Annotated in this window: 17 protein-coding genes; 13 read left to right on the top strand and 4 right to left on the bottom strand. The window is 67.9% G+C overall.

The genetic code is table 11. The features are described from left to right. Positions 1-97 precede the first annotated feature (97 nt). Positions 98-2,674 (top strand): SUMF1/EgtB/PvdO family nonheme iron enzyme, encoded by a 2,577-nt coding sequence (locus tag ACFPMG_RS32065; RefSeq protein WP_376999838.1) that lies wholly within the window; start codon positions 98-100, stop codon positions 2,672-2,674. A gap of 196 nt (positions 2,675-2,870) precedes the next feature. On the opposite strand, the gene ACFPMG_RS32060 is transcribed toward ACFPMG_RS32065, so the two are convergent. Continuing rightward, entirely contained in the window at positions 2,871-3,266 is a 396-nt protein-coding gene (locus tag ACFPMG_RS32060) for a hypothetical protein (RefSeq protein WP_376999836.1), read from the bottom strand. 99 nt (positions 3,267-3,365) lie between these two features. After that, complete coding sequence (locus ACFPMG_RS32055; protein ID WP_014240588.1) at positions 3,366-4,076, bottom strand: Crp/Fnr family transcriptional regulator; 711 nt, start codon at positions 4,074-4,076, stop codon at positions 3,366-3,368. A 239-nt stretch (positions 4,077-4,315) separates the two neighbouring features. On the opposite strand from ACFPMG_RS32055, the gene ACFPMG_RS32050 reads away from it, so the two are divergent. The 5 genes from ACFPMG_RS32050 to ACFPMG_RS32030 all read left to right on the top strand — a co-directional run bounded on the left by ACFPMG_RS32050 (position 4,316) and on the right by ACFPMG_RS32030 (position 9,636). Further along, on the top strand, positions 4,316-5,950 hold the full coding sequence (locus tag ACFPMG_RS32050; RefSeq protein WP_376999834.1) for an acyl-CoA synthetase: 1,635 nt from the start codon (positions 4,316-4,318) through the stop codon (positions 5,948-5,950). A 199-nt stretch (positions 5,951-6,149) separates the two neighbouring features. Then, positions 6,150-6,911, top strand: a complete 762-nt coding sequence (locus ACFPMG_RS32045) for an SDR family NAD(P)-dependent oxidoreductase (protein ID WP_376999832.1) — start codon at positions 6,150-6,152, stop codon at positions 6,909-6,911. 31 nt (positions 6,912-6,942) lie between these two features. Continuing rightward, entirely contained in the window at positions 6,943-8,139 is a 1,197-nt protein-coding gene (locus tag ACFPMG_RS32040; RefSeq protein ID WP_376999830.1) for an acyl-CoA dehydrogenase family protein, read from the top strand. Positions 8,140-8,143: 4 nt separating this feature from the next. Then, positions 8,144-9,247 (top strand): phosphotransferase family protein, encoded by a 1,104-nt coding sequence (locus ACFPMG_RS32035; protein ID WP_376999828.1) that lies wholly within the window; start codon positions 8,144-8,146, stop codon positions 9,245-9,247. After that, entirely contained in the window at positions 9,247-9,636 is a 390-nt protein-coding gene (locus ACFPMG_RS32030) for a DUF6285 domain-containing protein (RefSeq protein WP_376999826.1), read from the top strand. Before ACFPMG_RS32035 ends, ACFPMG_RS32030 begins: the two co-directional genes overlap by 1 nt. A gap of 164 nt (positions 9,637-9,800) precedes the next feature. Here the strand turns inward: ACFPMG_RS32030 and ACFPMG_RS32025 are convergent, their stop codons facing one another. Both ACFPMG_RS32025 and cysQ read right to left on the bottom strand, forming a co-directional pair. Then, on the bottom strand, positions 9,801-10,598 hold the full coding sequence (locus ACFPMG_RS32025; RefSeq protein ID WP_376999824.1) for a ferritin-like domain-containing protein: 798 nt from the start codon (positions 10,596-10,598) through the stop codon (positions 9,801-9,803). After that, positions 10,592-11,365: a 3'(2'),5'-bisphosphate nucleotidase CysQ gene (cysQ, locus tag ACFPMG_RS32020; protein WP_376999822.1), complete on the bottom strand. Its 774-nt coding sequence runs from the start codon at positions 11,363-11,365 to the stop codon at positions 10,592-10,594. The genes ACFPMG_RS32025 and cysQ overlap by 7 nt, the downstream gene beginning before the upstream one ends. 93 nt (positions 11,366-11,458) lie before the next feature. Here cysQ and ACFPMG_RS32015 point away from each other — a divergent pair, with 93 nt between their 5' ends. The 7 genes from ACFPMG_RS32015 (at position 11,459) to ACFPMG_RS31985 (ending at position 23,485) form a co-directional block, all read left to right on the top strand. Then, positions 11,459-11,983, top strand: coding sequence for a GNAT family N-acetyltransferase (locus ACFPMG_RS32015; RefSeq protein ID WP_376999820.1), 525 nt, complete (start codon positions 11,459-11,461; stop codon positions 11,981-11,983). Between the two features lie 156 nt (positions 11,984-12,139). Further along, on the top strand, positions 12,140-12,574 hold the full coding sequence (locus tag ACFPMG_RS32010; RefSeq protein ID WP_376999818.1) for a bacteriohemerythrin: 435 nt from the start codon (positions 12,140-12,142) through the stop codon (positions 12,572-12,574). A 290-nt stretch (positions 12,575-12,864) separates the two neighbouring features. Further along, positions 12,865-14,157, top strand: a complete 1,293-nt coding sequence (locus tag ACFPMG_RS32005) for a hypothetical protein (protein WP_376999816.1) — start codon at positions 12,865-12,867, stop codon at positions 14,155-14,157. Between the two features lie 179 nt (positions 14,158-14,336). Next, positions 14,337-17,660 (top strand): maltose alpha-D-glucosyltransferase, encoded by a 3,324-nt coding sequence (treS, locus tag ACFPMG_RS32000; RefSeq protein ID WP_376999814.1) that lies wholly within the window; start codon positions 14,337-14,339, stop codon positions 17,658-17,660. A gap of 106 nt (positions 17,661-17,766) precedes the next feature. Continuing rightward, the gene (gene glgB / locus ACFPMG_RS31995) at positions 17,767-20,031 is read left to right on the top strand and encodes a 1,4-alpha-glucan branching protein GlgB (RefSeq protein ID WP_376999812.1); all 2,265 of its coding nucleotides are present in this window, start codon (positions 17,767-17,769) and stop codon (positions 20,029-20,031) included. A 178-nt stretch (positions 20,032-20,209) separates the two neighbouring features. Then, positions 20,210-22,360 carry a glycogen debranching protein GlgX gene (glgX, locus tag ACFPMG_RS31990; RefSeq protein ID WP_376999810.1) on the top strand — a complete coding sequence of 717 codons (2,151 nt, stop codon included), beginning with the start codon at positions 20,210-20,212 and terminating at the stop codon, positions 22,358-22,360. 87 nt (positions 22,361-22,447) lie between these two features. Beyond that, positions 22,448-23,485 (top strand): response regulator, encoded by a 1,038-nt coding sequence (locus ACFPMG_RS31985; protein ID WP_376999808.1) that lies wholly within the window; start codon positions 22,448-22,450, stop codon positions 23,483-23,485. The last annotated feature ends 128 nt before the right edge of the window (positions 23,486-23,613 follow it).

The following is a 23,613-nucleotide window of genomic DNA, read 5'->3' as shown; positions in this document are numbered from 1 at the left end:
CAGGAATCGAAATATTAAGATCGGCTAATTGGCAATTTTATGCCGACAGGTGCCGGGTATGGGGTGCGCAACCGCCTTCCCACCATGGAGCCGGCCGATGTTCGACGGACCCGCGACGCAGCATCGTTTGGGCAGGGACCTCTGGTCGCTCGCCCTCGTCCTGCTGTTGCTGGGGCTCCTCGGCTGGGCACCGGGCGCGGGCGCCCAATCCGCTTCTCCTCAATCTCCGCCGCCCCAGGCCACCCAGTCTCCGGAAAAGCGCATCGCGCTGGTCGTCGGCATCGGCAAGTACGAATTCGCCCCCGAACTCCAGAACCCGGTGAACGACGCCAAGGCCATCGCCGAGGCCCTGCGCAAGCTGCAGTTCGACGTGGACGAGAAGTTCGACATGGACAACCGCGGCTTCGAGCGGGCGCTGCGCGACTTCGGCATCCGCGCCTCGCAGGCCGACGTGGCGGTGATCTTCTACGCCGGGCACGGCATCCAGGTGGGCGGCAACAACTACATCGTCCCGGCCGACGCCAGGCTGGAGCGCGAGCGCGACCTCGTCTACGAGGCGATGCCGCTGAACCTGATGCTGGGGGAGCTGTCGCAGGCGCGCAAGCTGGGCATCCTGATGCTCGATTCCTGCCGCAACAACCCCTTCGTCGACCGGCTGAAGCAGGCCGGGCAGAACCGCATCCAGGTCAATTACGGCTTCGCCCGCGTCGACGACACGCCGAGCGACACGCTGGTCGCCATGGCCACCCGCGCCGACCAGCTGGCCGAGGATGGGCAGGGCGACCACAGCCCCTACACCGACGCGCTGCTCCAGCACCTCCAGACACCGGGGCTGGAGCTGAGCCTGTTCTTCCGCAACGTCCGCGACACCGTGCGGCAGGCGACCAACGGGCGGCAGGAGCCCTACATCTTCGGTTCGCTGGGGGCGGCACCCTTCTACTTCAACCCGCGCCCGCCGAACCGCCCGCCGGTGCTCGGCGAGATCCGCCCGCTGGAGCTGTCCGACCGCGCCGACGCCGAGCCGCTGCGCATCGGGCGCCCGACCGATCCGGACGACGACCAGCTCTTCGCCCAGATCTCCGGCCTGCCGCGCGGCGGCAGCGTGCGCATCGGTGACCGCATCGTGCTGATCGGCGACTACCTGACTGTGGAGCAGCTCGCCGCCACCAGCTTCAAGCCGGACGCGACGGTGGTGGGCGACGCCGGACGCTTCGACTTCGCGATCATGGACGGGCGGGGCGGCGTGGTGCGGGGCGGCGTGGCGATCACCATCAAGCCGAGCAACCGTGAGCCGGTGGTGGCCGGTGCGCGCACCATCCGCGCCCTGCCGAATCGCCTGGCCATCGAGGCGCCGGTGGACCCCGACGGCGACCCGCTGACCATCACCGTCACCGCCGTGCCCGACCGCGGCAAGGTGCGCGACGGCGCCACCCTGATCCGCCCCGGCGACCGCCTGCCGGCCGAAGGGCTGACCCGGCTGACCTTCGACCCGGAGCAAGAGCGGGCGGGCGCCGCCGGCGCCTTCACCTATCAGGTGGAGGACGGCAAGGGCGGCAAGGCCACCGGCACCGTGACGCTGGAGATCGCCGCGCCGGGCGCCGCCCCGGCGGCCGCCGCGCTGGAGGAATCGCTGTGGCAGATGGTCAAGGGCAGCCGTGAGCCGGCCGACTTCGAGGCTTTCCTGCGGCTGTTCGGCAACGGCACCTACGCCAAGCCGGCGCGGGAGAAGCTGGGTGCGCTCACCCCCGCCGCCAAGCCGCCGCAGGTCGCCGCGGCGCCTCAACCGCCGCCGACAAAATCGGCGCCTCCTGCAGCCCCGGCTCCGGCTCCAGTCGTCGAGGCGGCGCCGCCACCTCCATCGGCACCGCCGCAGCCAGTGTCAGTGCCAGCGCCCGAGCAGGTGGCCGCGGCGCCCCCGAGCGGCAACGGGAACAGCGCGGTGCGCAACCACAGCAAGTCGGCCAGCTTCCAGGACTGCCCGGACTGTCCGGTGATGGTGCGCATCGCGCCCGGCAGCTTCAGCATGGGCAGCGACCAGGGCGACCGCTCCGAACGTCCGGTGCACAAGGTGACCATCGCCAAGCCCTTCGCGCTCGGTGCCTACGAGGTGACGGTGGCCGAATGGCGCGCCTGCGTCGAGGGTGGCGGCTGCACCGGCGGCATGCCGCGCATGACCAAGCCGACCGACAGCACCCCGATTCACAACATCTCCTGGCTGGAAGCCCAAGCCTACGCGAAGTGGTTGAGCCAGAAGACCGGCCAGCGATACCGCCTGCCGTCCGAAGCCGAATGGGAGTACGCGGCGCGCGGCGGCACGACGGGCCGCTATTGGTGGGACGGGCAGACCGGAACGCTCGCCAACTGCAAGGACTGCGGCGGGGCGCAGGAGCGGCTCACCCCGGCCTCGGTCGGCAGCTACAAGCCGAACCCCTTCGGCCTGCACGACATGAACGGCGGGGTGGCGGAGTGGGTCGCCGACTGCTGGCACGCCGACTATGCTGGGGCGCCGACGGACGGCAGCGCCTGGACGTCCACCAACTGTCGTGAGCGCGTGCTGCGCGGCGGGTCGTGGCGGGGCGGCTTGGCTGACATCACCGACACGGCGCGACTGTTCTACGATCCCGACGTCCGGTACCTGAACAACGGGGTGCGGGTGCTGCGGGAGTTAAATTGAGGGGTGGTTGGGTCGGGCCCCCCTAACCCTCCCCCGTTGTGCAGGGGAGGGGACGGAAGACGCTTCGCCAATATCTCCGTCTTCTGAGCAGCGGGTGGGGGCTGGGTGGGGCCTGATTCAAACACTCCTTGCTCGATTGACCCTCTGGCTAAAAGTGGATCTGTTCAGTAAGATCCTGTGCGCGGCAGCAAAATATTCAAATATGCCAATGGATATTGTAGTAATTCTCCGGTTTGTCGTGTCCATTATAAATGCTACCGAACATTTTTAATCCATCATTGGTTAACTCAATAATTCTTTCTTGATCTTTTTTTTCTGATGGGAAATTGGCTTCAATCTCATAAAATCTTTCTGAAGATATTGCCGGAAACGCAATAACACTTACATCAACCCTCTCTCTCCCCGACACCCCCACATTTTCCATTTTTCCTATTGTATCAAAACCTACAACCCACTTACCCCACACAATCATCATAACGGTAACTTGATCAGGGCGCTGGGCAACAAACCTGATATAAGCACCTGTTTCATTATCTACTGTTCGTCTTTCTTTTTTTCCGTCTGGTTTTTCATGTTCGATATTGCTCCACATATAAAATATCCTTAATTTGGGTTGATATTATTCACAGGCTGAAGCGGTAACAGCTTCATGCAAAAGTATACACACCTTGACCGCTGGCATCCATATTCCCTACCCATTCGCCTCGGCAATCTCCTCCAGCGCGTCGCGGTCGAGCAGGGTGATCCGCCCGGATTCCACGGCGATCACGCCGTTGCGCTGCCATTCACCTAACAGCTTGTTGATGCTCTCGCGCGAGACGCCGACCAGACATCCGAGTTGCTGCTGCGACAGCTTGATGTCCAGCTTCAGCCCGCCCGGCGCCGGCTTGCCGAACACGTCGGCCAGCCGCATCAGCGCGCGGGCGAAGCGCGACGACGCCTCCAGGAACAGCGTGTCCTCCAGATGCTCGCTGGTCTGGCGCAGGCGCTTGCACAGCACCGTGATGAGCTGGAGCGCCACCGCCGGGCGCTCGTTCAGCAGGGGCACGAACTTCGAGCGGTCGAGCACCAGCAGGTCGGTTTCCTCCAGCGCCACGGCGTCGGCGGTCCGCGGCTCCCCATCGAGCAGGGCGATCTCTCCGAACAGGCCTCCCTTGTTGATGATGTTCAGCACCAGTTCCTTGCCATCGGTGGAGTGGGAGCAGATCTTCACCCGCCCGCGGATGACCGCCATCATGCTGTCGCCGGGGTCGCCCTTCTGGAAGATGACCGCGCCGGGCCGGAAATAGGCCAGCCGGGCGCTGGCGGCGAGGCGTTGCAGTTCCGGCTTCTCCAGATGCTTCAGCAGAAAGTGCCCGGACAGCACCAGTTCCTTGTCGAACGCGATCCGCACCGTCGTCATGGTCGCCCCCATACGGCTCGATGCCCGACAGTGTAGCGGGCGGACGGCTTGCAACCGCGGCGCCAGAGGCGGTAACGCGCTCGCCCGTCCCTGCCACGTTCTTGCGGGCATAAGGAACGGGGCTGACCAAAGGTGAATCTTGTTCTGCCCAATGGTTCGTGACTACCATCGTCAGCAAGGCGTTCGATGTAAGGCGCCAGCCCATAAACAGGGACTGCAGAACAGGGAAGGAGACGAGCGTGGACGCCACCACTCCGTCCGCAGACCTATCCAGGCGCACGGCCAACCATGTGCCATTGACGCCGCTGGACTTCCTGCGCCGCTCCGCGATGGTCTATCCGGACAAGACCGCCGTGGTCTACGGCCCCTTGCGGCGGAGTTGGGCGGAGGTGGAGCGCCGCGCCCGCGCGCTGGCCTCCGCGGTGACCGGGGCCGGCGTCCGGCCGGGAGAGGTGGTGTCGGTCCTGGCCTTCAACACCCCGGCGATGCTGGAGGCGCATTTCGGCATTCCCGGAGCCGGGGCGGTGCTGAACGCCATCAACACGCGGCTCGACCCGCCCGCCGTCGCCTTCATCCTGGAGCACGCCGAAAGCCGCCTGTTCCTGGTGGACCGCGGCCTGTCCGCGGTGGCCCGCGCCGCGCTGGAGCGCATGGGGGCCCCGCCGTGCGTGGTGTGGATCGACGACCCGGCGGCGCAGGACGCCGACCCGGTGGGCGAGCTGGAGTATGAGGGTTTCCTCAAGACCGGCGATCCCGAGGCGCCCTGGCGCACGCCCGAGGACGAGTGGGAGTCCATCGCGCTCAACTACACCTCCGGCACAACGGGCAACCCCAAGGGCGTTCTGTACCATCACCGTGGCGCCCATTTGAACGCGCTCGGCAACGTCATCACCTTCGGCCTGCGGCCCGACAGCGTCTATCTGTGGACGCTGCCCATGTTCCACTGCAACGGCTGGACCTACCCCTGGGCGGTGACGGCGGTGGGGGCGACCCATGTCTGCCTGCGCGCCGTCGACCCGGCGGCGATCTTCCGCCTGATCGCCGAGGAGAAGGTCACCCATCTCTGCGGCGCGCCGGTCGTGCTGACCATGCTGATCCATGCACCGGACGCGGTGAAGCGCGGCTTCGACCACGGCCCGGTGCAGGTGGCGACCGGCGGCGCCGCGCCGCCCAGCGCGGTGGTCGCGGGGATGGAGCGGATGGGCTTTCGCCTGACCCATCTCTACGGCATGACGGAATGCTACGGCCCCTCCACCGGCTGCGCGTGGCAGGAGAGCTGGGCGGAATTGCCGCTGGAGGAGCGGGCGGTGAAGATGGCCCGCCAGGGCGTGCCCAACGTCACCATGTCCGAGCAGACCGTGCTCGACCCCGACACCGGCCGCGAGGTGCCCGCCGACGGCGAGACGCTGGGCGAACTGGCGCTGCGCGGCAACACGGTGATGAAGGGCTACCTGAAGAACCCCGCTGCGACCGAGGAGGCGCTGCGCGACGGCTGGCTGCACACCGGCGACCTCGCCGTGCTGCACCCCGACCGCTACGTCGAGATCAAGGACCGCGCCAAGGACATCATCATCTCCGGCGGTGAGAACATCGCCTCGCTGGAGGTCGAGGAGGTCCTCTACAAGCACCCCCACGTCATGGAGGCCGCCGTCGTTGCCCGTCCCGATGCGAAATGGGGCGAGACGCCCTGCGCCTTCGTCACGCTGAAGCCGGGATCGGAGGGGCGGGTGACCGAGGCCGAGGTGATCGGTTGGTGCCGCGACCATCTTGCCCATTTCAAGGCGCCCCGGACGGTGGTGTTCGGGGCCCTGCCGAAGACCTCGACCGGGAAGATACAGAAGTTCGTGCTGCGCGAGCAGGCGAGGGGGTTGTGAGGGACTGGTCGGATCGGGCCCCCCTCCCAACCTCCCCCCGCTTCGCAGGGGGAGGAGCCGTTCCCTCCCCTGCGCAGCTCTCGCGCAAACCGGAGGTTTGCGCTGACGCGGCAGGCGGACCTTCGGTCCGCCGAGAGCGGGGGAGGGTTAGGGAGGGGGCCCGCCGCATGAACCCCACCTTCACAAACTCAGGACCCCCATGACCCTCTTCCTCACCAACCGCACCGCCCTCGTCACCGGGGCCTCCGCCGGCCTGGGCCGCCACTTCGCGGGGGTGCTCGCCGCGGCGGGCGCCCGCGTCGCTCTGGCCGCGCGGCGGCGCGAGAGCCTGGACGCCGCCGTCGCCGAGATCGAAGCGGCGGGCGGGCAGGCCATCGCCGTGCCGCTGGACGTCACCGACGCCGCCTCCGTCCGCACCGGCGTCCGCGAGGCGGCGGGCGCGCTCGGCGGGCTCGACATCCTCGTCAACAACGCCGGGGCCACCGTCGCAAAGCCCGCGCTCGATTACGCGGAGGAGGAGTGGGACCGCGTCATCGACACCAACCTGAAGGGCGCCTTCCTCACCGCGCAGGAGACGGCGCGCGTGATGAAGGAGCAGGGGCGGGGCGGGTCGATCGTCAACATCGCCTCCATCCTCGGGCTGCGGGTGGCCGGCCATGTCGTGGCCTACACCGCGTCGAAGGCCGGGCTGGTGCAGATGACCCAGGCGCTGGCCCTGGAATGGGCGCGTTACGGCATCCGTGTCAACGCGTTGGCTCCCGGCTACATGGAGACTGACCTGAACCGCGATTTCCTGGCGACCGACGCCGGGCAGGCGCTGATCCGGCGGGTGCCGCAGCGGCGGCTGGGGCGGCTGGCGGACCTCGACGGGCCGCTGCTGCTGCTCTGCTCCGACGCGTCGGCCTACATGACCGGGGCTGTGGTGCCGGTGGACGGCGGGCATCTGGTCAGCACCTTGTAATCAAGAAAAACGACGGAGAGGACCCGAACCGATGGATTTCAGCCTGCCCCCGCCGATCGAGGAGTTCCGCCGCCGCGTGCGCGCCTTCGTGGAGGAGCGCATCCTGCCGCTGGAAGCGGACCCGGCCTCCTACGACGCGCACGAGAACATCGCGCCCGCCCTGCTCGAGCGCCTGCGCGGGGAGGTGAAGGCCGCCGGGCTGTGGGCGCCGCAGATGCCGACGGCGCGCGGCGGGCAGGGGCTGGGCATCGTCGGCATGGCCGCCGCCTACGAGGAGATGAACCGCTCCATCTTCGGGCCGGTCTGCTTCAACTGCGCCGCCCCCGACGACGGCAACATGCAGCTTCTCAACAAGGTGGCGACCGAGGCGCAGAAGGAGCGCTGGCTCCAGCCCATCGTCGACGGCACGGTGCGCTCCGCCTTCGCGATGACCGAGCCGCATCCCGGCGGCGGTTCCGACCCCTCGATGATGAAGACCAAAGCGGAGCGCAAGGGCGACCGCTGGGTGATCTCCGGCCGCAAATGGTTCATCACCGGGGCGGGCGAGGCGCAGCATTTCATCCTGATCGCCCGCACCTCCGACGACGCGCGCAAGGGGCTGACCGCCTTCCTGTTCGACAAGGACCAGCCCGGCTGGGAGATCGTCCGCCGCATCCCGATCATGGGGCCGGAGGAGCATGGCGGCCATTGCGAGCTGCGCTTCGACGGGCTGGAGGTTTCCGACGAGAACGTCCTGATGAAGGTCGGTGACGGGCTGAAGGCGACGCAGATCCGGCTCGGCCCGGCGCGGCTGACCCATTGCATGCGCTGGACCGGCCTGTCGAAGCGGGCCATGGAGATCGCCGCCGCCTATGTGCGCGAGCGCGAGAGCTTCGGCACCACGCTCGCCGGGCACGAAGGCGTGCAGTGGATGATGGGCGACGTCGCCATGCAGATCGAGATCGGGCGCCTGCTGATCATGAAGGCGGCGTGGCAACTCGACCGCGGCGACTTCGCCCGCAAGGAGGTGTCGATGGCCAAGGTCCATGTCGCCGACACGCTGCACAAGGCGGTGGACACGGCCATCCAGCTCTGCGGGGCCAGGGGCTATTCGAAGGACACGGCGCTGGAGTGGATGTACCGCTACGCCCGGCAGGCCCGGCTGGTGGACGGGGCGTCGGAGGTCCACAAGATGGTCCTGGCGCGATTCTACATGGACGAGGGCGACGGCTTCTGGGCCTGGGGGTGATGGGATGGGCGCACTGATCGACGGGGAAAGCCGGCCGCGGCTGGAATCGTGGCTGGCCGGGGCGACCGGCGCGACGCGCGTGTCGGTGGCCGACGAAGGCACGCTCGGCGGGGGAGCCATCTCGCTCAACCTCGCGGTGACTCTGGACATCGACGGCGGGCCGCAGGCCGGTCGGCACGCCTGCGTGCTGCGCGCCCAACCGGGTGGCGGCGCGGCCACGTCCGGCATGAAGGCCAGCATTTCCAAGGCGCAGGAGTTCGCCGTGCTGCGCGCCGCCTTTGGCGCCGGGGTGGCGGCGCCGGAGCCCATCGCCGCCTGCGGCGACCCGGCGGTCCTCGGCGCCGACTTCTACATCATGCGCCGCGCCGAGGGCATCGGGGCCGGACACAAGGTGGTGAAGGCCGACCAGCCGCAGCGCGGCCTCGCCCGCGAGCTCGGCCGGCAGCTCGGCCGCCTGCACAAGGCCGGGCCGGACACGCCGGGGCTGGAGGATCTGCCGGTGCCGGCCGCGTCGCCGGCGCTCGACTGCGTCCACGCCTACCGCGACTGGCTGGGCGATCTGGCGCTGCGCGACGCCGTGCTGGCCTGGGGCCTGCGCTGGCTGGAAATCCACGCGCCGCCGCCGGGCGATCTGGTGCTGTGCCACCGCGACTACCGCACCGGGAACTATCTGGTGAAGGACGGCGGCCTGACCGCCATCCTGGACTGGGAGTTCGCGGGATTCAGCGATCCCATGGAGGATCTCGGCTGGTTCTGCGCCCGCTCCTGGCGGTTCGGGCGCCACGACCGCGAGGCGGGCGGGCTGGCCGGTCGGGAGGACTTCTACGCCGGTTATGAGGAAACCTCGGGCCGCCGGGTGGACCCGCAGGCGGTCGCCTATTGGGAGACCGCCGCCTACATGCGCTGGGCGGCCATCGCGGTCCTCCAGGGGCGCCGCCACACCTCCGGCGAGGAGCCTTCGCTGGAGCTGGCTTTGACCGGGCGGATGCTGCCGGAGATCGAGTTGGATTTGTTGCGCCACATCCACGGGCTGGGTCTGACGGCGTCCGCCCCGGCGGCGGTGGGTGCCGAACCGTCGGGCGATGCCGACGAAGAGAGGGTCGCCTGATGCGCACCAGTCCCGAGGCCCAGGAATTGCTGAGCATCGTCGCGAAGACTTTCCGCGCCGACCTGCTTCCCCACATCCCGCCGGCCCAGCGCTACACGGCGCTGATGATCGCCAACGCGCTCGGCATCGTGCAGCGCGAGCTGGCTGGTGCGGACGAGGCCGGCCACGCCATGCTGGCGGCGCTGGCGCTGCTCTATGGCGAGGACGCCGACGACAGCCTGTCCGGCGCCGAGCTGCGCCAGCGGGTCGAGGCCTTGCAGCACCGGCTGTGCATCGAGATCGCTGCGGGCGACTTCGACCACGACAGTCAGGACGTGCTGATGGAGTGCCTGGAGGAGATCGTCCAGGCCCGGCTGGGCATCACCAATCCGAAGCTGCTGCGGGGGTAGATCAGGCATCCCTCTCCCGCCCCGGGAGAGGGTGGCCCGAAGGGCCGGGTGAGGGTTGTGCGAGGATTGATCCACCAATCCTTGCTGGTGCCCTCACCCTCCCACGCTCACGCGTGGGCCCCTCCCTCTCCTGGGGCGGGAGAGGGGAACGAAAGATGTGGGCGTCACTCCGCGATCGGCTCGTAGAATTCCGGGCCGAAGTCGGCGGCTTGGCGGCTGATCACGTTGAAGGGCTTCTTCAGGCCGCCGCGGAAATACCGCTTCACCAGATCCTGCCACGTCTCCACCGGGTCCACGCCGCGCATGGCGCAGAGATGGCCGAACCAGCGGCGTCCGGCGGCGACGTGGGTGATCTCCTCGTCGTGGATGGTCTGGAGCAGGGCAGCGCTCTCAGCGTCGCCGAACTCGCGCAGGCGGCGTACGGTCTCCGGGGTCACGTCGAGCCCGCGCGCCTCCAGGACCATCGGCACCACGGCCAGCCGGGCGGCGAGGTCATGGGCGGTGGTGGTCGCGGCCTGCCACAGCCCGTCATGGGCCGGAAGCTCGCCATAGCCGGACCCGAGCTGGTTCAGCCGCTCCTCCAGCATCTGGAAATGCCGGGCCTCGTCGTCGGCCACCTGCACCCAGTCGTCGGTGAATCCCTTGGGCATCCCCTCGCCGACGAAGCGGCACACGATGTCCCAGGCGAGATCAATGGCGTTCAGCTCGATGTGGGCCAGCGCGTGCAGCAGGGCGAGGCGGTTCTGCGCGCTGCCGCCGCGCCCGCGCTTGGGCATGTCGCGGGGCAGCATCAGCGGTGGACGCTCCGGACGGGCGGGGCGCTCCGGCGGGGACAGCGAACCGAACTCGGTGATGCGCCCGTCGCGCCACGCCGCGGCGTGGTCCCGCGTCAGGCGCACCTTCTCCAGCGGCGCCGCGGTGGTCAGCACCGCGACGGCCGCGTCACACAGCGACGTCACCATCCATACGCAACGAAATGGGGGTTCAGGATGTCGGCCTTGCCGTAGAGGAAGGGCGAGCCGTCGGGCTGCTCCACCCGTCCGCCGGCGGCGGCGAGGATGGCGTGGCCGGCGGCGGTGTCCCATTCGCTGGTCGGGCCGAAGCGGGGATAGAGGTCGGCCTTGCCCGCGGCGACCGTGCAGAATTTCAGGGAGCTGCCGCAGGTCACCCGGTCCTTCACCGTGTAGCCGGCAAGGAACCCCTCCAATTCGCTGCCGCTGCCGTGGGAGCGGCTGGCGACCACGGTCAGGCCGTCGGGCGGCGGCTTGCGGACCTGGATCGGGTAGTCGTGACGGCCCTCCACCCAGTGAACCGCGGTGCCTGGTCCGCAGGCGGCGTAGAGGTCGCCGGTGGCCGGCGCGTAGACGACGCCCAGGACCGGGCGCCCGCCGTCGATCAGGGCGATGTTGACGGTGAACTCGCCGTTGCGGTTGATGAACTCCTTGGTGCCGTCGAGCGGATCGACCAGCCAGAACCGCCCGCCGGAAATATCCGGCCGGTTCCCGGCGGCCACGGCCTCCTCCGCGACAACCGGAATGCCGGGGGCGATGTGGTGCAGGGCCGGGGTGATGACATGCTCGGCGGCCAGATCGGCCTGGGTGACCGGGCTGCCGTCGACCTTTGTGGCGGCGTCGATGCCGTCGTTGTAGAAGCGCAGGATCACCTGACCCGCTTCGTGGGCGATGGTCCGCACCTTGGGCAGCAGGCTCGCCGCGGCGGTGTCGGTCATGGGTGGTCCTCCGGTCGGCTGGTGTGCGAACGGCCACCATAGCGCGCCCGGATGGTGGGCTGGAAGGCTGGAAAGGGCGGGGAGGACGGGAGAATGCGGATGAAGGCGGGCTGGCGCGCCATGGAACCGACAGACCTGGACCGTGTGATGGCCATCGCCGAGGTCGTGCACCCCGATTACCCGGAGGACCGTGCCGTCTTCGCCGAGCGTCTGGCCCTCTATCCGGATGGCTGCGCCATGGCGGAAATCAATGGTGCGGCGACCGACGGGACCAGCATCGGCTACATCGTCATGCATCCGGGGCGTCTGGGCATTCCGCCGCCGCTCGATTCGCCGCTCGGCGCGCTGCCGGAATCGCCGGACTGCCTCTATTTGCACGATGTCGCCCTGCTGCCGACGGCGCGGGGGCTGGGGCTGGGCGTGGCGGCGCTGGAGCGCATGGACGCCCTGGCGGCGCGGCAGGGCTTCCGCTGGCTGGCCCTGACCTCCACGCCCGGAGCGCGGGCTTTCTGGGACGCGCAGGGATTCCGGCCTTATGACGGCGGGGCCGGGCTGGCGGCCAAGCTCGCCTCCTATGGCGGCGGCATGACCTACATGACGAAACCCGTGATGGGCTGACCCGACGCTTTCGCAATAATTTGCTGAAAATTGTATTTATTGCGTTGGGCGGGGATTCGATTTGCGGCAAGTTGTCCGACCCCGGCGGGCGGCTCGGGATGCTATCTTGCGGCGTCCCCCACACCTTCAGCACAGCCGTTCGCCGGCAGGCCCCCCATGCAGCCATCCGCCCGCTTCCCGTGGAAGTCCGAATACACGGTCGGAAACGAGTCCATCGACGAGCAGCACCGGACCCTTCTGGAACTGGCCGGGCTACTGCACATGGCGGTCGCGGCGGGGCAGGGTTACAAGATCATCCAGAACGCCTTCGCCGCCCTGGTGAAGTACACGGAGGAGCATTTCTCCGACGAGGAACAGTTCTGGATCGACGCCAAGAGCGCCGGCGTCGAGAAGCACAAGCGGCTGCACCGGCAGATCACCGAAGAGCTGCTGGCCCTGCGGTTCGAAGGGCCGTACGGTGTCGTCTTCTGCACGCCCAACGAACTGACCAACTGGGTCGAACACCGCCTGATCGCGCATTTCATCGAAGAGGATCAGGGCGTCTACCGCAGCCTGACCCCGGGCGCCAAGCGGAAGCGGGCGTCCGTCTGATCGTTGCAAGAACCGCGTGCGCTCCATTCCTTATGTCCGGCCCACGGCGTGGGCTGGAAAAACACATACGCATGACGCTCAAGCGAAGAGCATTGAGTGCAAACGCATTCAAATAAAACAGTTTTATTTTTGGAAGTTATCATCGGTATTGTTCGCCGATCACCCCGACCATTCCGTCAATAAATATGAATGAATGCAATTCGTGAATTCATGAAATGCACCGGCGTGGCTGGCGTTCGCGTCAAAGCCACACGGAGGTTGGGGCGTTTCAACAAGCGCGAGGGAACGCCATGACTGCACCTTATCTGTTGCCGCCGACCACGTCCGTGGCCTATCCGTCCAGCCTTCCGTCGGGCACGGTGAAGCTGTACGCCGATCAGAACTGGAGCAGCGACAGCCTGACCATCACCACCTCGGGCGCCATCGAAGGCGTTCAGAGCTCCTTTGCCGGGACCAACCTCAACGACCGGACCACCTGGGTCGCCTTCAACCTGCCGGAGGGGGTCGTCCTGACCCTTCTGGAGCACAAGACCACCCCGCCCGCCGGCCAGCCCTACAGCTTCAATGGCTGCGGGCGTTGCGTCGATCTGATCGGCAACGGCAAGACGCAAACGGTCGATGTCGAGAAGCTCGGCGCCAACGACTGCTTGTCCGCCTACATCTGGCGCACCGTGGATCTGAACACCGGCGTCTTCCAGCTGTTCGACGGGCTGAACTACGCCGACAACCGGAACACCTTCTTCCTGTGCGAATGGCCGATGGCGACGGTGCTGTCGCTGGCGGGCTGGTACATCTGCGACCGGGCGGCGTCGATCTATTTCGGCGGGCTGACTGCCCAGCAGGTGGCGCTGTACGACGGCGGCCAGGGCGACGGGGAAACCATGTCCGTCGCCGGCTGGCTGAGCATGGACGGCATTCCGGACCTGCGCAGCTATTCCTTCGTCGACAAGGAAGCTTCGTGGCGCTGGGATTTGCTGCCCCCGGTCCATTCGGAGGTCGAGCCCTTCACGATCACCTCGCCGGTCCCCACCAACCCGTCGAGCACGATCTCCAGCTCCATCTCCGGAACCAACCAGGGTGCGGCAACGATCACCGACACGGTGTCGGTCACCAGCGGGAAATCGCAATCGCTGACTCTGTCGGTCACCGATTCCTACACCATCGGCTATGTCCAGGAGGTGCGCTTCACTTACGGGATCGGTCTGACCGGCGAGGTCGAGGTCGGATGCACCTTCTCCATGTCCTACACCTACACCGGCACGAAGGAGACCTCGGTCACCAATTACTACGATCTCTCGGTCAGCCAGACGGTCGAGATCCCGGCCGACTGCCGCTACAGCTCGACCATGACGATCCTGATGGCCGAAATCCCACCGACCTCCTACAGCACGCCGGCGGTCTTCTACTACACCCAGCCGGTGCCCGGTTCGACCTACGATGCGGCGATGACCGCCGAACTGGGCAAGACGGTCTACGCGCTGCGCCAGACGGTGACCGGCTACGTCAACGGCGGCGTCTCGGTGGACGTCCGGAGCAGCACGGAAACCCAGCCGCTTTCCGTCACCGCGCTGGCCGACGCCTGACGCCGGCAGTGCTCGCGACGCGGGTCCGCCATCGCAGGTTTCACGTCCAACGTTGCCTTCGCCGTGGAACGGACCCAAGTCTAGCTGGTTTATGATGTGGCGCGGCTGCCGGATGGGCGCGGGATTCCCCGCCCGTGCGGCGGCCCCGCTCCACCAGACCAGCGGAGCGACGGGGCGGTATGAAGAACTCGGACAATGGCCGGATCGATCGGAACGACACGCTCTGGTACAAGGACGCGGTCATCTATCAGCTTCACGTCAAGGCGTTCTTCGACGCCGACAACGACGGCATCGGCGACATCGCCGGACTGACGCAGAAGCTCGACTACATCCAGGAGCTTGGCGTCACCACGCTGTGGCTGCTGCCCTTCTACCCCTCGCCGCTGCGCGACGACGGCTACGACATCGCCGATTACAAGGCGGTCAACCCGTCCTACGGCAATCTCCAGGACTTCAAGCGGTTCCTGCGCGAGTGCCATGACCGCGGCCTGCGCGTCATCACGGAACTGGTCATCAACCACACTTCCGACCAGCACCCGTGGTTCCAGCGCGCCCGTCAGGCCAAGCCGGGTTCCAACCACCGCAATTTCTACGTCTGGTCTGACACCGACCAGAAGTACCAGGGCACCCGCATCATCTTCTGCGACACGGAAAAGTCCAACTGGACCTGGGATTCCGAGGCGCAGGCCTATTTCTGGCACCGCTTCTATTCGCACCAGCCCGACCTGAACTTCGACAACCCGAAGGTCCTTCAGGAGGTGCTGAACGTCATGCGCTTCTGGCTGGACATGGGGGTGGACGGGCTGCGGCTCGACGCCGTGCCCTACCTGAAGGAGCGCGAGGGCACCAACAACGAGAACCTGCCGGAAACCCACGACGTCCTGAAGGCGATCCGCACGGAGATCGACAAGGGCTACGGCGACCGCATGCTGCTGGCCGAGGCGAACCAGTGGCCGGAGGACGTGCTGCCCTATTTCGGCGACCTGGAGAAGGGCGGGGACGAATGCCACATGGCCTTCCACTTCCCGCTGATGCCGCGAATCTACATGGCCGTCGCCATGGAGGACCGGCACCCCATCGCCGACATCATGCGCCAGACCCCGGACATCCCGGACGAGTGCCAGTGGGCCATCTTCCTGCGCAACCATGACGAGCTGACGCTGGAGATGGTCACCGACCGCGAGCGGGACTATCTCTGGGACTTCTACGCCGCCGACCGGCGCATGCGGATCAACCTGGGCATCCGGCGGCGCCTCGCCCCGCTGCTCCAGAACGACCGCCGCAAGATCGAGCTGCTGAAGAGCCTGCTGCTGTCCATGCCGGGCACGCCGGTGCTCTATTACGGCGACGAGATCGGCATGGGCGACAACATCTATCTCGGCGACCGCGACGGCGTGCGCACGCCGATGCAGTGGTCGCCCGACCGCAACGGCGGCTTCTCCCGCGCCGACCCGGCGCGGCTGTACCTGCCGGCCATCCAGGACCCGATCTACGGTTTCCAGGCCATCAACGTCGAGGCGCAGCAGCGCAGCCCGTCGTCGCTGCTGAACTGGATGAAGCGGCTGATCGCCGTCCGCCAGCAGCACAAGGCCTTCGGGCGCGGCCGTTTCCAGCTTCTCTATCCGGGCAACCGCAAGGTGCTGGCGTATCTGCGCTGCCATTCGACGGAGGAGGGCGACGAGGTCATCCTCTGCGTGGCGAATCTCTCCCGCTCCGCCCAGGCGGTGGAGCTGGACCTCAAACAGTTCCGCGGCCGCGTGCCGGTGGAGATGCTGGGCCGGACGGTCTTCCCGCCGGTCGGCGATCTGCCTTATCTGCTGACCATCCCCGCCTACGGATTCTACTGGTTCGCGCTGGCCGCCGAGGCTGCGCTGCCCTCCTGGCACGAGACGATGCCGGAGCCGGTGCCCGACCTGCTGACCATCGTCGTGCGCGACGGCTGGCAGAGCCTGATCAGCGGCCGGGCCGGCGAGGAGTTGGCGCGCGACATCCTGCAGGCCTACCTGCCGCAGCAGCGCTGGTTCGCTGCCAAGGACCGCCGGATCGAGAGCGCGCACATCCCGATGTTCGCGCGGCTCAACGGGCCGGGCGACGGCTTCATGATGGTGCGGGCCGATGTCTCCCTGACCGGCGCCAAGCCCCAGTCCTACTTCCTGCCGCTCGCCATGAGCTGGGAGGAGAACGCCGGCAACACCGGCTGGCCGCTGCTGCCCTTCACGCTGGCCAAGGCCCGGCGCGGGCCGCGCACCGGCGCCATCTACGACGCTATGCAGGCCGACGCCTTCACCCGCAGTCTGCTGGCCGCCCTGCGCGAGGGGCGGGAGGTTCCGGCGTCGAGCGGACACCTGCGCTTCTCCCCCACGGCCTGCATGGCCGACCTCGCGGTGGATGACGAGACCGAGATCCGCCGTCTGGGCGTGGAGCAGAGCAACAGCTCCATCCTCGTCGGCAGCCAAGCCGTCCTGAAGGCGTTCCGCCGCCTGACCCCCGGCGCCCATCCGGAGATCGAGGTCGGACGCTTCCTGACCGAGGTGGCGGGCTTCCAGAACACGCCATCGCTGCTCGGCTCGGTCGAGCATGTGGCGGAGGACGGCACGCCGACCGCGCTGTTCGTGCTCCAGGGCTACGTTCGAAACCAGGGTGACGGCTGGAGCAGCACCGTCGATTCGCTGGTGCGCGATCTGGACGACATCCGTCTCGGCCTCGCCCACGACCCGGAGGAGCCGACCGAGGGCGAACCCTTCGGCATGCACGCCGCCATGATGGCGACGCTCGGTCAACGCACGGCGGAACTCCATTGCGCGCTGGCCAAGCGGACCGGCGACCCGGCCTTCGATCCCGAACCGGTCACCGCCGACGACCTGAAGGGCTGGGGCGAGGCCGCCCGCCGTCAGGCCGAGGCCGCCTTCGCCGCGCTGCCCGGCGCGCTGGACCGTCTTGCCCCCGCCGTGCGCGAGCAGGCGGAATCCCTGCTGGCCCGCCGCGCCGACGTGATGAACCGTCTGGCCGAGCTGGCGGACACCCCGCCGCAGGGCGACAAGACGCGCATCCACGGCGACTATCACCTGGGGCAGGTGCTGCGCGCCCAGAACGACTGGTACATCATCGATTTCGAGGGCGAGCCGGCGAAGTCGCTGGAGGAGCGCCGGGCCAAGCACAGCCCGCTGCGCGATGTGGCGGGGATGCTGCGCTCCTTCAACTACGCCACCTGGGCGGCGCTGTTCCGCATCGACGAGACGGGGGTGCTGGAGGAAGCCGGTGCCGTGATGGAGGCGGCGCTCGATTGGGAACGGCGCAGCATGCAGAGCTTCCTGGAGGCCTACCGCGCCGCCATGGGGGCCTGCCCGGACGTGCCGGACGGAACCGCCACGGACCGCCGCCTGCTGGCGCTGTTCCTGATGGAGAAGGCGCTGTACGAGATCGCCTACGAGGCCGCCAACCGGCCCAACTGGATCGGCATTCCGGTGAAGGGCGTGCTGGGGCTTCTGGATGGCGAGTCCTGAGGCGAAACCCGAAACGGGACATAGGACGCCGCGGGCGTGGTGTGACAAACGCCCCGGCGCTATGTTCACACCCCAAGAACGAGCAAGGGTAGGGGAAGGTCAGCCGATGCCGAACGACATCCGAACGGGAAACCGTGCCAAGGCGCAGGAAGCGTCGCCGAAGGCCGCGTCGCCGTTGAGCGGCGGCATCGAGGCCATCGTCCACGCCGACCACGGTGATCCCTTCGCGATCCTGGGCATGCACCAGACCGGCAAGGACCAGCCCGTCGAGGTCCGCGCCTTCATCCCCGGCGCGGAGAAGCTGTGGGTGGTCGACAGCGCGTCCGGCGACCCGGTGGGCGAGGCCGACAAGGTCCATGACGAGGGCTTCTTCCTTGCCGTCCTGCCCGACCGCAAGGAGCCCTTCCGTTACCGCCTGCGCGTCCAGTTCCCGCTGGCGACGGTGGAGTTCGAGGACGCCTTCCGCTTCTGGTCCGTCCTGGGCGAACTGGACATCCATCTGCTCGCCGAGGGCACGCACCTCAAGAGCTTCGAGCGGCTGGGCGCCCACCCGCGGGAGATCGACGGGGTGGCCGGCGTGGCCTTCGCCGTCTGGGCGCCCAACGCCCGGCGGGTCAGCGTCGTCGGCGATTTCTGCGACTGGGACGGGCGTCGCCTGCCCATGCGCAAGCGGACGGAAGCCGGCGTGTGGGAGATCTTCGTGCCCCACGCCACCGTCGGCCAGCGCTACAAGTTCGAGATCAAGGGGGCCGGCGGCGACCTGCTGCCGCTGAAGTCCGACCCCTACGCCTTCCAGGCCGAGTTCCGTCCCCAGACCGCCTCCGTCGTGCACGGGCTGCCGTCTTACGACTGGCAGGACGCCGAGTGGCAGCGGACCCGCTCCGCCAGCGCCGACCTGACCGCGCCGATTTCCATCTACGAGGTCCATCTCGGCTCCTGGGCGCGGGTGCCGGAGGAGGGCGACCGCTTCCTCACCTACCGCGAACTGGCCGACCGGCTGGTTCCCTATGTGAAGGATCTCGGCTTCACCCACATCGAGCTGCTGCCGATCACCGAGCATCCCTTCGACGGCTCCTGGGGCTACCAGCCGATCGGCATGTACGCGCCGACCAGCCGCCACGGCACGCCGGAGGACTTCAAGTATTTCGTCGACGCCTGCCACGCGGCGGGGATCGGGCTTCTGCTCGACTGGGTGCCCGGCCATTTCCCGACCGACCCGCACGGGCTGGGCTGGTTCGACGGCACGCACCTCTACGAGCACGCCGACCCGCGCCAGGGCTATCATCAGGACTGGAACACGCTGATCTACAATTTCGGCCGGACGGAGGTGCAGAACTTCCTGCTCGGCAACGCGCTGTTCTGGCTGGAGCATTACCGGCTGGACGGGCTGCGGGTCGACGCCGTGGCCTCCATGCTCTACCTCGATTACAGCCGCAAGGCCGGCGAGTGGGTTCCCAACCGCTTCGGCGGGCGCGAGAACCTGGAATCCATCGCCTTCCTCAAGCGGATGAACGAGCTGACCTACGGCCATCATCAGGGGATCATGACGGTGGCTGAGGAATCCACGGCTTGGCCGGCGGTGTCGCGGCCCGTCTATCTCGGCGGGCTGGGCTTCGGCTACAAGTGGAACATGGGCTGGATGCACGACACGCTGGAGTACATGGCGAAGGACCCCATCCACCGCCGTTACCACCACCACCAGCTCACCTTCGGCCTGATCTACCAGTTCTCGGAAAACTTCGTCCTGCCGCTCAGCCACGACGAGGTGGTGCACGGCAAGGGCTCGCTCATCAACAAGATGCCGGGCGACGACTGGCAGAAGTTCGCCAATCTGCGCGCCTATTACGGCTTCATGTTCGCCCATCCCGGCAAGAAGCTGCTGTTCATGGGCGGCGAGTTCGGCCAGTGGCGCGAATGGAGCGAGGCGCGCAGCCTGGACTGGCACCTGCTGGAGGAGCCGCTGCACCAGGGGCTGCACGCGCTGGTGCGCGACCTGAACGGCCTGTACCGCGGGCTGAAGCCGCTGCACCAGACCGATTGCGACCCGGCGGGCTTCGAGTGGATCGAGGCCAACGACAGTGACAACTCCGTCCTCGCCTTCCTGCGCAAGAGCGGGGAGGACCCGGAGCACCATGTGGTCGTGGTCTGCAACTTCACCCCGATGCCGCGCGACGGCTACCGCGTCGGCGTCACCCTGCCGGGCCGCTACGAGGAGGTGCTGAACACCGACGCCCCGGAGTATGGCGGCAGCGGCGTCGGCAACGCCGGCGGCGTGGAGAGCGAGGAGACGGAGTGGCATGGCCGTCCGCACTCCATCACCCTGACCCTGCCGCCGCTGGGCACGCTGGTGCTGGAGCGGAAGGCGGGGTAAGGGGGCTCGCTTCGACCAATGGGAGAAGGGACGAGCGGCGTTCCGCACTTGACGCGACCGGCGCGTCGCTCCTTTATTGCAGCAGGTGGCTATCCGCTTCGGCTAGGTCACCTGCCGCGCCTGGCGCAAGCCGCTTGCGGTTCCGCCCGATGTCCGTGCCCGTGGTGAGTCTGCCCTGATGTCCATCTCCACCGCCACGCGCACCGCCGTCTGGCCCGGCAAGCCCTATCCGCTGGGGGCGAACTGGGACGGGTTCGGGGTCAACTTCGCCTTGTTCTCCGCCCACGCCGAGAAGGTCGAGCTGTGCCTGTTCGACCAGACCGGCCAACGCGAGGTCGAGCGGGTCGTCCTGCCGGAGCACACCGACGAGGTCTGGCACGGCTATCTGCCGGAGGCCCGGCCCGGCCTGCTCTACGGCTACCGCGTCCATGGCCCCTACGAACCCGCGGCGGGGCACCGCTTCAACCCGAACAAGCTGCTGCTCGACCCCTACGCCAAGGCGCTGTTCGGGCCGTTCCGCTGGTCGGACGCCCATTACGGCTACCGCGTCGGCTCGACGCGCGAGGATTTGTCCTTCGACCGGCGCGACAACGCGCGCGGCATGCCGAAGTGCCGCGTGGTCGACCGCGCCTTCACCTGGGGCCACGACCGGCATCCGGCGGTCCCCTGGTCGGACACGGTGATCTACGAGACGCATGTCGGCGGCTTCACCATGCGCCACCCGGAGGTGCCGGCCCCGCTGCGCGGCACCTTCGCGGGCATGTCCACTCACGCGGTCATCGACTATCTCAAGGCGCTGGGGATCACCTCGGTGGAGTTCCTGCCGGTGCAGTCCTTCGCCGACGACCGGCATCTGGTCGGGCAGGGCCTGCGCAACTACTGGGGCTACAACAGTGTCGGCTTCTTCGCGCCCGAGCCGCGCTACATGACCACCGGCGTGCTGTCGGAGTTCAAGACCATGGTCGCCCGCCTGCACGAGGCGGGGATCGAGGTCATCCTCGACGTGGTCTACAACCACACGGGCGAGGGCAACCATCTCGGCCCCACCCTGTCCTTCAAGGGCATCGACAATCTCAGCTATTACCGGCTGCTGCCCGACAACCCGCGCTTCTACATCAACGACACCGGCACCGGGAACACCCTGAATCTCAGCCACCCGCGCGTGCTCCAGATGGTCATGGACTCCTTGCGCTACTGGGTGACGGAGATGCATGTCGACGGCTTCCGCTTCGACCTCGCCACCGTGCTGGCGCGGGAGCCCTATGGGTTCGACCCCGGTTCGGGCTTCCTCGACGCCGTGCGGCAGGACCCGGCTCTGGCCGACGTGAAGCTGATCGCCGAGCCGTGGGACGTCGGTCCCGGCGGCTATCAGGTCGGCAACTTCCCGCCGGGCTGGGCGGAGTGGAACGACCGCTACCGCGATACCGTGCGCCGCTACTGGCGCGGCGACGACGGCATGCTGCCGGAACTGGCCGGGCGCGTCGCCGGCTCGTCGGACCTGTTCGAGAAGCGCGGTCGGCGGCCCTGGTCGTCGGTGAACTTCGTCACGGCGCATGACGGCTTCACCCTGCACGACCTCGTTTCCTACAACGACAAGCACAATTGGGCCAACGGCGAGGACAACCGCGACGGCCATTCCGCCAACCATTCCTGGAACCACGGGGTGGAAGGGGAGACCGACGACCCGGCGATCCGCGAGGCCCGCGCGAGGCAGAAGCGCAACCTGCTGGCCACCCTGTTCCTGTCCCAGGGCACGCCGATGATGCTGGCCGGCGACGAGATCGGCCACAGCCAGAAGGGCAACAACAACGCCTATTGCCAGGACAACGAGACCTCCTGGCTCGACTGGGCGCGGCTGAAGGGCGAGGGCGGGCCGATGCTGGCCTTCGTCAAGCGGCTGATCGCGCTGCGCAAGGCCCATCCGGTGCTGCGCCGTCCGGTGTTCCTGCACGGCCGCCGCACCTCCGCGGACGGTTTGAAGGACATCGTCTGGTACACGCCGCAAGGGGTGGAGAAGTCGGCGGAGGATTGGCGCAACAGCCACGCGCGCTGCATCATGCTGCTGCTCAACGGCCATGCCGGAAGCTACACCGGAGTGGACGGGGCGCCGCAGGACGACGGGGTGCTGCTGATCGTGCTGAACGCCCACACCGACACGGTCAACGTCACCCTGCCCGAGGTTCCCGACGCGCGCGGCTGGCGCTGCGTGCTCGACACCCGCGTGGCGGACGGGGCCGGCGACGGCCGGATGCAACTCGCCGGGCGGACGATGCCGGTGGACGGGCGGACGGCGCTGGTGTTCGTGCAGGTCGAATCGCCCGGTCGTTGATGCGGGTCAATAGGCGGCATTTTCCGCCTGTGCTAACGTCCTGGCCTGGGGTGCCCCTTCCACCTCCGGTTTCCGCGGAATCGACGCATGCCCGATTACGACTTCTCCCTGGTTGATGCCGCCATCATCGACACGCAGTCCAACACCCAGCGCGTCCTGCGCGAGGTGCTGGCGCGGCTGGGGATGAAGCGGGCGGAGACCTACGGTTCGGTCCGGGATGCAGCGGACATGGCGGCGGCGGCCACCCCCGACCTGATCCTGCTGGACATCGATGGGGAGGAGGCGGAGGCGCTGCGCCTCATCCGCCGCCTGCGCAACGAGCCGGACACCCGCAACCCCTACACCTGCATCGTCGCCACGACGTGGCAGCCGACGCCGCTTCTGGTCATGCGCGTCACCAATGCCGGGGCCGACGATCTGCTGGTGAAGCCGGTTTCGCCAAAGCAGGTGCAGGAGCGGTTGGCCGCCCTGATCGAATCGCGCAAGAAATTCGTGGTGACCGCCGACTACACCGGCCCCGACCGGCGCAAGTCGCCGCGCGAGGGCGCCCAGGTGCCGCTGCTCGACGCGCCGAACACGCTGCGGCTGAAGGCCACCAACCGCTGGGCCCACATCAACGCCCGGCAGCTCATGGCCGAGGCCAACCACTTCGTCAACGAACAGAAGCTGCTGCGCATCAGCGTCCAGGTCGCCTTCCTGATCGAGTTCGCCGCCACCGGCCTGACCGCCCGCCCCCTGGAGCGCATGGCGGTGGAGCATCTGGCCCGCGTCCCGGCCTTCCTCGACGACCTGTTGCGCCGCCTCGACGATCTGGGTGAGCCGGGGCCGGCGGAGTCCGTCGCCAAGTCCCTGAAGATGATGGCGGAGCGCCTGCGCCTCCAGGCCGAATCGGGCGCCGTCGCGACGGAGGAGGTGGAGAGCGTGCGCACGCTCGCCCGCGACCTGATGCAGGCGGTGGACACGGCCCGCCCGCTCGACGCGATGATGGCGGAGGTTGCCGTCGCCGTGACCGGCTACCGCTCCCGCCTGGAGCAGATGGCGCAGGCCAAGGCGGAGGCGGCTCGGGCGGCCGTGGCGGTGTCGGCGGCCGGCGGAAATGCCCCGAAAGAGGCTGTGGAAGGATGAGCCGGCGAAGGGGCCGCCGCTGAAGGCGAAGTCGGGATCATCCAGGGTTGCGGCGCGTTGTCACCCTTGCCCCATCACCGCACGCGAAAGCGTTGCGGTCAGTATGAAAATTCGAATGTTCGGGGCTG

Source organism: Azospirillum himalayense (assembly GCF_042657465.1).
Lineage (GTDB): Bacteria > Pseudomonadota > Alphaproteobacteria > Azospirillales > Azospirillaceae > Azospirillum > Azospirillum himalayense.
Note: the sequence above shows the minus strand (reverse complement) of the source record. Positions and strands in the feature narration are given on the sequence as shown.